This window comes from Collinsella aerofaciens (assembly GCF_039752955.1).
In the GTDB taxonomy this organism is placed as follows: Bacteria; Actinomycetota; Coriobacteriia; order Coriobacteriales; family Coriobacteriaceae; genus Collinsella; species Collinsella aerofaciens_BI.
In genome coordinates this window covers 1-10,238 of record NZ_JBDMHB010000049.1, presented here as the reverse complement: position 1 = coordinate 10,238, position 10,238 = coordinate 1, and the positions used below count along the sequence as shown (strand labels likewise).

7 protein-coding genes and 3 tRNA genes are annotated in these 10,238 nt (G+C 59.0%); 9 read left to right on the top strand and 1 reads right to left on the bottom strand.

All coding sequences use genetic code 11. The annotated features are described in order from the left end of the window. Window positions 1-239: 239 nt before the first annotated feature. From ABHR75_RS08815 to ABHR75_RS08800, 4 genes are all read left to right on the top strand, one after another. Window positions 240-316, top strand: a tRNA-Arg gene (locus ABHR75_RS08815). A 348-nt stretch (window positions 317-664) separates the two neighbouring features. Continuing rightward, a tRNA-Arg gene (locus ABHR75_RS08810) sits at window positions 665-741 on the top strand. Window positions 742-1,115: 374 nt separating this feature from the next. Then, window positions 1,116-3,557, top strand: coding sequence for a tetratricopeptide repeat protein (locus ABHR75_RS08805; protein ID WP_195568360.1), 2,442 nt, complete (start codon window positions 1,116-1,118; stop codon window positions 3,555-3,557). A 94-nt stretch (window positions 3,558-3,651) separates the two neighbouring features. After that, window positions 3,652-3,742, top strand: a tRNA-Ser gene (locus tag ABHR75_RS08800). 131 nt (window positions 3,743-3,873) lie between these two features. Here ABHR75_RS08800 and ABHR75_RS08795 read toward each other — a convergent pair. After that, window positions 3,874-5,214 carry a D-alanyl-D-alanine carboxypeptidase family protein gene (locus tag ABHR75_RS08795; RefSeq protein WP_195624894.1) on the bottom strand — a complete coding sequence of 447 codons (1,341 nt, stop codon included), beginning with the start codon at window positions 5,212-5,214 and terminating at the stop codon, window positions 3,874-3,876. Between the two features lie 199 nt (window positions 5,215-5,413). Here ABHR75_RS08795 and ABHR75_RS08790 point away from each other — a divergent pair, with 199 nt between their 5' ends. From ABHR75_RS08790 to ABHR75_RS08770, 5 genes are all read left to right on the top strand, one after another. Further along, on the top strand, window positions 5,414-6,109 hold the full coding sequence (locus tag ABHR75_RS08790; RefSeq protein ID WP_195568358.1) for a response regulator transcription factor: 696 nt from the start codon (window positions 5,414-5,416) through the stop codon (window positions 6,107-6,109). A 25-nt stretch (window positions 6,110-6,134) separates the two neighbouring features. Further along, window positions 6,135-7,373, top strand: coding sequence for a sensor histidine kinase (locus ABHR75_RS08785; protein WP_195568357.1), 1,239 nt, complete (start codon window positions 6,135-6,137; stop codon window positions 7,371-7,373). Between the two features lie 103 nt (window positions 7,374-7,476). Further along, entirely contained in the window at window positions 7,477-8,352 is an 876-nt protein-coding gene (pstB, locus tag ABHR75_RS08780; RefSeq protein ID WP_006234803.1) for a phosphate ABC transporter ATP-binding protein PstB, read from the top strand. Window positions 8,353-8,416: 64 nt separating this feature from the next. Then, the gene (locus ABHR75_RS08775; protein ID WP_089572665.1) at window positions 8,417-9,145 is read left to right on the top strand and encodes a response regulator transcription factor; all 729 of its coding nucleotides are present in this window, start codon (window positions 8,417-8,419) and stop codon (window positions 9,143-9,145) included. 3 nt (window positions 9,146-9,148) lie between these two features. Then, the coding region (locus tag ABHR75_RS08770) for a histidine kinase dimerization/phospho-acceptor domain-containing protein (RefSeq protein WP_346964137.1) at window positions 9,149-10,238 on the top strand (1,090 nt) is incomplete at its 3' end.

Here is a 10,238-nt window from a genome sequence, read left to right as displayed (position 1 = left end):
CGGCGTTACCTCAGCTGGATAGAGGGTCTGACTACGAATCAGAACGTCATAGGTTCGAATCCTATACGCCGCACCAATCGAACTTGAAGCCTCCGGCAACGGGGGCTTTTCTTTTATGGCAACACCGCATGGATTCGAACCTCGGTCGAGGCACGAACGGTTTAATCACTACTTCGTAAAATTTTTTCAAATTATCGCTTGACCCATCGGGGGCTCGCGTGCATAATAATCCGTGCGTTGCGGCGTTACCTCAGCTGGATAGAGGGTCTGACTACGAATCAGAACGTCATAGGTTCGAATCCTATACGCCGCACCAATTGATCTTGAAGCTCCCGGCAACGGGGGCTTTTCTTATATGGGAGCATTGCGGAGATTCGAACCTCGGTCGAGGCGCGAGCGTAAAGAAAACGCGAAGCGTTTTTAGCGAGCGGGCGAGCACGCCGCCAGGCGGGCGAAGCCGGCGCGGATCCGCGAAGCGGATGCGCGGAATCCTATACGCCGCACCAATTGATCTTGAAGCTCCCGGCAACGGGGGCTTTTCTTATATCGCGATGCGTCGAAGATCGCGCCAAGTGTCCCAAATGAGCAAAAATCAAATTCAATAACTTTTTTTGAAAAAATGCTTGACCATTATTCAGTCCCTGTGCATAATAATCAACAAGTCGCGGCGTTACCTCAGCTGGATAGAGGGTCTGACTACGAATCAGAACGTCATAGGTTCGAATCCTATACGCCGCACCACTTGAGCTTGAAGCCTCCGGAAACGGGGGCTTTTCTTTTATGGCAACCATGCATGGATTCGAACCTCGGTCGAGGCGCGAGCGTGAAGCGGACGCGGAGCGTCCGTAGCGAGCGGGCGAGCACGCCGGCAGGCGGGCGAAGCCGGTGCGGATCCGCGAAGCGGATGCGCGGAATCCTATACGCCGCACCATTTGAACTTGAAGCCTCCGGAAACGGGGGCTTTTCTTTTTGACAACCATGCATGGATTCGAACCTCGGTCGAGGCGCGAGCGTGAAGCGGACTATTTCTTATCGACTCGTGTAAGATTCCGAGTAGGTGTCGCGGCCCATCCGCGACCGCTCCTTCTCTAGACGACCGATCAGGGTGATATTTCGTGGCAGAGCGTCCGACATACAAGCTCAGGTTTTTCGATCCCAAAAAGCGTTTTCCATCGATGCCCGAGCAGCCTGCGGGGCGCTCGTATGGTGTTGTCTGGAAAGTCTTTGGCGAGGATCCTAAAGAGTCGTGCTACGTCGTCGAATTCGTCGGCAAAAGCCACATATCGCTCTTGGGCTACGTGAGCGTGTCGGGCAAGGTTTATAAGGTTGACCGCCCTGTTCGGGAAGCACCGTTGCCCGAGGACCCCGACATGGAGCTGGTCCTTCACGAGTCCGATTCCAGTATTGGCGAGATTATGGTGAGGGAGGCCAACGGAGCAATGCGCGCGTGTGCGCGAACTGCCGGCTCTCCCGAAGGCCCCATGCGCGAGCAGTCCGACCTCGAGACATGGAATTCGACCCGCGCCCTTCCTTACGGCGAGTTTATGGCCTCGATGTTCTTGCGCTACGTGATATTTGCCAACTCCGAAAGCACTATTGCGAACACGGCGGGCGTCGACGGTCTCGATGCAGACATGCAAAACGCTGTCGACAAGATCAAACTCGTAAAGTTGCCCGAGCCGGTCGAGGTGTTTTTGGGCTTTGACACGGCGCCGCTCCCCGATGCTATCGAGACGCTGCTTTACCGTGTTGACCATGCCGAGAATCCGAGCGGTATCGAGCGTTATGCCGCCGCCCTGATGAGCGAGATTGACTTGCCCCGCCTGCGCACCATTGCTGCCAAGTCCGAAATGAGCCTAGCGCGCATCGACCGCTCAAAGCTTTTCTATCTCAATTTTGATCGTAGTCTGCTGGACCAGGACGAGATTGACATGCTGCTTGCCGTCGAGTGCCATCTCAACCGCCTCTCCGGCATCCTTGAGCGCATTGGGGCTGGATTGGTCCCCGCGGCGTCCTCGCCGAGCTTTGAGGGTTGTGCGCTCTTTGACGCGTGGCATATTGCCAAGACGACCAACGATGTTCCTCGACTGCTCGATACGACCTCGAGCGATAACCCATGGGCCAAACCGGGGACGGTGACTTGTCAGCCGGGCGGTGAGTGGGACGTGCGCACCCGCTTCGCGCATATCGTCGAGGCACTCAACGTGGTCACACGGCTCGACTATACCTATCGGGCAAACGTTGCCGAGGGGATTATGCTCGTTCGGTTTGGGCGCTCTGTCGTGGATGCCATGCCGCAACGTGAATACGACGCTCAGGATGACGTCTGGCGCGAGCTAGACGTGGACATGCGCGCGACTTGGGCCGCGGAGCACGACGCGCGCGTGGCGCTTACGCTTGCGGCGGCGTGTTTTGCCGCAGGTGCCTGCATTTCGCGCTGCTATGTTCAGATTGCGGCTCCCGACGGCGAGCGGGGCGAGCGCGTCATTGCAACATATTCCTTTGGGCGTGCGGCCTATCTGGCCAATTGCGTGCCTGTCGCCAAGGATCTTGAGAGCATGGACATGGACGATATGCCGTGCAAGCGCATGCTTGAGGCATATGAGTCGGACGCACCGGATGCGATTGAGCCTGCGGAGGTTCACGCTCGCCCGCGTGACGACCACCGTTCGCTGCCGCCGGCGTTGCGCGACCTGCTGCTTGCCGATACGGCTGATGAGCTAGAGGTCATGGAGGAGGACGATGACCCGTATGTGGCGCGCGTCGTTGAGTTGCGCGAGCAGGTAAAAGTTGACCATGCAAGTGCGTTTGAGGGCTTCTCCCGTCTTGTTGAGGAGCTGGAGGCAAAGTGCGCCGTCGCCGAGCTTTTGGCAACGGGTCCGGTTCAGACGCAGTTTTGCGACAACCAGCTGGTGCGTATGGTGCTGCCGGTAATGGAGGAAGATCGCTCGGTGCGCATCCTGCGCGCTCCCGACGCGCTCTACTTTGCTCAGCACGAGATCTGCAGTTATTACGCCGATCAGGAGGATTTTGAACGGGCATTGCCCGAGGTGCGTCGTCTTTACGATCTGGCTCGCTCGTCCATGCAATCGCACTTTGCGCTCATCAACGTGTTGGCGCGCCTGGAACGCTTTGACGAGATTATCGAGGTGGCGCGCCACGGCCTGCGCATTGCCAGCGACCGTTCCGCAATCGGTTATCTGTTCTATCGCTTGGCGTTTGCCTATTGGAACTGCGACCAGCTCGAGCTCGCGCTGGCATGCTACCGCCTGGTACCGCGCGGCGAGGAGTCGGGTAGCAACGCACTGGAGGAAATGCAGGGCCTTATGAATGAGATGGGTGTCAATGAGCCTCCGACGTTTGAGGAGGCCGTCGAGACCATCCGCAAGGCTGGGCTTGAATTGCCTCCCGTGTCCGCCGTGGCCAACCAGCTGGCGGATGCTGCCGTGCAGTTGGTCGATAGCGGCTTCTTTTTCCTGGCGCGCGTCTGCATCTTCCAAATGTGGCGCACCATGGGCAACGATGAGCTCGGCTCCCTCAATCGCTCGCTGGGGTAGGGGCGAAAACTGCAAGGAGGAAAGGCCGCTAGGCAATTAGAAAATTCCCTCTTGCTCAACTTCGGCTGTTTGGTTACTATAGAACGGCTGTTACGGAGAGCTGACCGAGAGGCCGAAGGTGCTCGCCTGCTAAGCGAGTATGCCCCAAAAGGGCATCTGGGGTTCGAATCCCCAGCTCTCCGCCAGTATGAATTTGTAGAAGGGTCCCATTTGGGGCCCTTTTTTATTATCAAGAATGGCGGCTGGGGATTCGAACCCTCAAAAAGGAGGCATCCTTTCGGACGTCTCCTTTCAGCGAGCGTATTGTTCTTCGATCCTACACCTCGGGTGCCTTGGCTACGGTTTCGCTTTCTGCCGCAAGCGGACGGTTTTCGATGCGACGACTCAGGCGGTCGAGCTTCACAAGAAGCCATTCAATGGGATTCGGCCCCGAGCCTTCCTCATCGGCAACCAAATCCGTGACAACGACCTTGATGCCGTCTTGTTTGAGCGTGAGGCTACCTACTTTGTCGCCCACATGCACCGTGCCCGAAAGGTCATCGTAGGCAACCTTTTCGGTTACTTCTCCGGCAAGCGAAAAGATGGTCGCCTGAGCTGCGGGATCGGCGAGTGTGGCGTCGATCGTCTTGTCCGTCCAGTCGGTCTGGCTTATGCGCGCGATGAGCGGATTGCCGTTGGCGGTCTTTTCCTGCGTGTTGGCGATCGCAACCGTCACCTTGTGGCCGTAGTACCAGTTGGCAAGGGCGGCCGTGTCGGCAAAGCGCTGGTCGTTGGTGCTGGAGTTCAAAACGACGGTATAGGTCTCGTCGCCATCGCGGTCGTAGGCTGCCGTAAAGCAGTAGCCGGCATCGTCGGTAGTGCCGGTCTTGCCGCCGATATTGCCGTCCTGCCCCAGCAGCTCGTTGTGCGTATCCATTGAATGTGAGTGGTCGGAGCCATCGGCGCCTGTAACCTCAATCCAGGAATCATCGCTCGCCACGATCTCGCGGAACGCATCGCTCTTCATTGCTTCCTGCATCATCAGGGCCGCATCGTGCGCGGTCGAGTGCATGTCGCCGGCCCACTCATCAAAGTCCAGACCGTGCGGATTCTCAAAAAGAGTTCCCGTGCAGCCGAGCTCTTTAGCGCGCTCGTTCATGGCCTTGACAAACGTGGCCTCAGCATCTTTGGTCTTGGGGTCGATCTTTTTGCCCACATGCTCGGCAAGCACGATGGCGGCGTCATTGCCCGAGGGAATCATCAGACCGCGCAGGGCCTGTTCCACTGTGAGCTCGTCGCCTTCGAGCAGGCCGGCGGTCGAATTGCCCACGGTTGCCGCGGCGCTGCTCACCGTGACCTTCTCGTCCATCTTGCAGTTCTCGATGGTCAAGATTGCGGTCATGACCTTGGTGATTGAGGCGATCTTGACCTGCTCGTCGGCACTGCGGGCGTAATAGATGGAACCGTCCTTACTCATGACGATGGCGTTGGTCGCATCGATATCGGGCAGATTATCGGCCGTGATGCCGCGGGCGTCGGCGGTCTTACCGCAAACGATATCGGTCGTAAGCACCTGGGCATTGGCGATAGACGGCGCACCGGCAGCAAGGGCGAGAGCGCAGGCAATGCCGGTGGTCAGTTGCGCGGAGCGCTTTACAAGAGAACTAAGGGTCTTCACAGATTTCGCTTTCGACGGGATGGTCTCTTTAGAGTTCAAAGTATATCGTTTACCGGCGCGGACAATCAGTGCGCGGGCGTGCGCGGCCCATGTCTGCGCCCGAACGGACATATAGGTGCTTAAGGTCGACTTAATCGCCCGCGCTTGTTGTGTGTGGCGCACACTGCCTCGGGCATAATGGAGCGCGAGAGGAGCACGCATGAACGAGCGCATTTTGGTAGTTGATGATGAGAAGGCCATCGCCGACCTGGTCGGTATCTACCTTACAAAAGAGGGCTTTGATGTGCAGATTGCCTATAGCGGCGCAGATGCTGCCAAGGCGATTTTGGAGCAGGAGTTCGATCTGGCGCTGCTGGACGTCATGCTGCCCGATATCGACGGCTTTGAGCTGCTGCGCACCATCCGCGCTAGCCATACCTATCCCGTTATTATGCTGACGGCGCGCGATGCCCAACATGACAAGATCGAGGGCCTCTCGTTGGGCGCAGACGATTACGTGGTCAAGCCGTTCCGTCCGCTGGAGCTCATTGCGCGCGTTCATGCTCAGCTCCGTCGTTACACTAGCTACGACAGCCGCGCACAGGCGGTCGAGTCGCCGACCATCCAGCTCGACGGCCTCGAGATCAACCGCGACGCTCGTTGTGTGACGGTGGACGGTGCACCGGTGCGCCTCACGCCCATCGAGTATTCCATCTTGCTGTATCTGGTCGAGCATCGTGGCAGCGTGGTGGCCGTGGGGGACCTGTTCCGCGCGGTGTGGAACGAGGATTTTATGCCCGGCTCCAACAATACGGTGATGGTGCACATCCGCCATCTGCGTGAAAAGATCGGCGACGATGCTCAAAAGCCGCGCTTTATCAAAAACGTCTGGGGCGTTGGCTACATAATCGAATAACGCCTTTGATGGTGGGGAAGTGGATATGACAAAAGACGATAGGCGGGTATTCGAGGTGCCCGATCGACTCTTTGAATACATAAGGGCGGTCGTCGACAACCGTGCGCTTGCGACGGTGCTGCTCTTTTTGCTGAGTCTGCTACTCATTGGCATTGACAATATCGTTGGTATCCTGGCAGTTCTGCTCATTAGCTTCTTGCTGATCGATCGATTTGAAATCGTTCGCCGCTGCGTGGTAATCGGCGGTGCCGCGTGGACGACTACGCTGGCGATCGGGGCCATGGCGCTTGGCGGTATTGGCGGGCCCGTGTTCTTTAATGCCGCCTTTGTGTTCAACATGCTCGGCTTTGTGCTGGCACTCGCCGTGTGTGTCCTGTTCTTTTGCGGGCGTGCCCTGTATTACCAGGGTTATGAGCAAGGCGAGCAGCGTGCCGACCGCGTGATCGCCGCCCGTATTCAGGACCGTCTGATCGACAACCCCGACACGTGGGATACCATCGACGGCGACTTTCTCGAGGTCGAGGGTGCGCTCAACCGGGCGCGCGATTGCGAGCGTAAGGTTCAACAGGCCTTGCGCGACGAATCGCATCGCAAAGATGACCTGGTTACGTACCTGGCGCACGACCTGCGCACGCCGCTTGCCAGCGTGGTGGGCTATCTTTCGCTCCTGCAGGAGGCTCCCGATTTGCCGCTTGAGCAGCGTGCACGCTTTACGGGCGTGGCGCTCGACAAAGCCCATCGGCTCGACGCGCTCATCGAGGAGTTTTTCGACATCACGCGTTTTGATTTCCACGATATCGTGCTCACCCGCGCTTACGTCGATTTGGGGCTATTGCTGGCGCAGGTGGCCGACGAGTTCTATCCCATTCTCAACGAACAGCGCAAGGAAGCCCAGGTTGATATCTGCGAGGACCTGACGGTGCTCGTGGACGGCGACAAGATGGCTCGCGTATTCAATAACATCATGAAAAACGCCGTTGCCTATAGCTATGAAGGCTCGACAATTACGATCGAGGCCAGGCGTTTGGGCGACGGTGGCGTACGCGTACGATTTGTGAACCAGGGCGATCCGATCCCCGAGCCAAAGCTCAAGGTGATCTTTGAGAAGTTCTATCGCCTGGATGCGGCGCGTGCGACCAATCGCGGCGGCGCTGGACTGGGGCTTGCCATCGCCAAGGAGATCGTATGCGCGCACGGCGGTACCGTTGCATGTGAATCGACGCCCGAACACACGATATTCACCATCGAGCTGCCCGCCGCATAGCCAGTGTGCCCTTACAAACACTTGACAATGCGCTCACGTGCATATGAGCCGCGATTCCTACTATCGATACTGCTGAATTGATATCGATGTGGAGGTATGCGGTATGACGGCTGCTGCGGCTGTGGAGCCCACGGAGCTTGAAGAACTCATGAAAGCGCAGGCCGAGGCCGCGCACGAGCGCGAGGTTGGGGATGCGACTCGCCCCACGGCAGAGGATCTTGCCGCCTCGCCGACGCGAATCGATGTTGAGGGCCTCGACCTGTTCTATGGCGACCACCATGCGCTCAAGGACGTGAATATCAAGATCCGCGACAAGCAGATTACCTCGTTCATCGGGCCTTCGGGCTGCGGAAAGTCCACGTTGCTGCGCTGCTTTAACCGCATGAACGACGGCATCAAGGACTGCCGAATCGAGGGCAAGATTGCGCTCGATGGTCAAGATATCCTGGGCGACTACGACATCTGCCGCCTTCGCCAGCGCGTGGGCATGGTGTTCCAGCGCCCCAACCCGTTTCCCATGAGCATCTACGACAACGTCGCGTATGGTCCGCGCGGAATGGGAGTGCGCGATCGCGTCGTGCTCGACGAGCTGGTCGAAGACTCCCTGCGACGCGCCGCCCTGTGGGACGAGGCCAAGGACAAGCTCAAAGAGTCGGGTCTGGGTCTTTCGGGCGGCCAGCAGCAGCGTCTGTGCATCGCCCGCGCACTTGCCGTGCAGCCCGACATTCTGCTGATGGACGAGCCGACCTCGGCACTCGACCCTGTGTCGACGCTGGTGGTGGAGCAGCTGGCCTGCGAGCTCAAAGAGACCTGCACGCTCGTGGTCGTTACGCACAATATGCAGCAGGCGGCGCGTATCTCCGATTCGGTCGCATTCTTTTTGCTGGGTGAGCTGGTGGAGCACGCGCCCACCGCGCAACTCTTCAAGAATCCGACCGATCCGCGCACGGCGGATTATTTGACGGGACGTTTTGGCTGATACCATCTAGAAAAGGTACCTTTAGGGTTAAGATGCGGTCATGCCGGCCGCAAAGGGGTTCAACATGATCTATTACGTCGAGGACGATGACAACATCAGGGATTTGACGGTCTATGCACTGCGCAAGCAGGGGATTGAGGCCGAAGGCTTTTCGTGCGACGGTGAGTTTAAGGCTGCCGTGGCGCGACGGGTACCCGATGCCGTCCTGCTCGACATCATGCTGCCCGATACCGATGGCTTGGCGATTATGCGTCGACTGCGTGCCGATCGCCTGACGGCGACGGTGCCCATCATGATGCTTACCGCCAAGGATACCGAGCTCGACAAGGTGATGGCGCTCGATGGCGGTGCCGACGATTACCTGACTAAGCCGTTTTCGCTCATGGAGCTTGCGAGCCGCTGCCGCGCACTGCTGCGTCGCGGCGGCATGGTCAAGCAGGCGAGCGATGTGCTCAGCGTGGGCGACATCGTGCTCTCGCCCAGCCATCGCGAGGTGACCGTTGCCGGCGAGCCGCTTAAGCTCACCCTGCGCGAGTTCGACCTGCTCGAGTACCTCATGCGCAAGCCCGGCGTGGTCTTTACCCGCGAGTCGTTGCTGCAGAGCGTGTGGGGCTGGGACTTCGACGGCGGTTCGCGCACCGTTGACGTGCACGTGCAGACGCTTCGCCAAAAACTGGGCGAGCATGCCAGCGCCATCGAGACCGTGCGCGGCGTGGGCTACCGCTTGGCCGAGCCTTCTGCCGGTGATGGTGCCGAAGGTGACGACACCGCGGCCACCGCATCGGAGGAGTAACCCGTGGTCTTCGCCCCCCAGGGAAAACATACGCTGTCGCACCGCGTTTTTGTGACGATCTTTGTCTGCGCCATGGCGGTTATCGTGGCGTTTACGGTGCTGGGTGCGTTCTTTGTGCAAAACACCTTGGCGGATGCCACGAGTGCCAACCTGGCGCAAGAAACCGAGCTCATTGCTGCCGCCCTCGACGAGCAGCAGGAGCCCATCCCGTTCTTGCGTAGCCTCGATCGAGAGGACTTGCGCATCACGCTGATTAACAAGGATGGATCGGTTGCCTACGACAACGAGGCGCCGCCTTCCACACTGCCCAACCATGGCGATCGCCCCGAGGTCATCGAGGCCTTTGAGAGTGGTTCGGGTTCCGCGGAGCGCGCAAGCTCTACGCTCGACGAGATTATGCTGTATCGCGCCGTCGCCCTTGATAACGGCCAGGTTGTCCGCTTGGCGCAGGCCCAGCCTGGCGTTGCGGCGATTTTGCTGTCGATGGTGGCGCCGATGCTGCTTATCGCAGCAGCGGGTGCGGTACTCTCGTTTTTTATGGCGCGCCGCGAGTCCCGTGCCATCATCGCGCCTTTGCAAGAGGTGGATTTGGACCACCCACGCCGTAGCTATGAGCACGCCTATGCCGAGATGGTCCCCATGCTTGAGCGTATTGAGTCGCAGCGCCAGGAGCTCAAGCGCCAAATGGCGGTGCTGGCGGACAACGACCGTATGCGCCGCGAGTTCACGGCGAATATCACCCATGAGCTCAAGACGCCGCTTACGGCGATTTCGGGCTATGCCGAGCTCATCGCAAACGGCATGGTCGAGGGCGAGGGCGACCTGCGCAACTTTGGCGGTCGCATCTATCGTGAGGCGGGCCGCTTGGCAGCGCTTGTCAACGATATCCTTACGCTGTCTAACTTGGACGAGGCCGAGCGTGCAGCTGAGGGCGAGGCGGTGCCCATTGGGTCCACGGAGCCTATTGAGCTCTCGCGTGCCATCTACGCGGTCGAGCAGCGTCTTGAACAGGTCGCCCGTCAGGCGAATGTGACGATAAGTCATGAGACCAAGCCTGTGGTCATCGAGGGCGTGTCGCGCTTGATTGACGAGC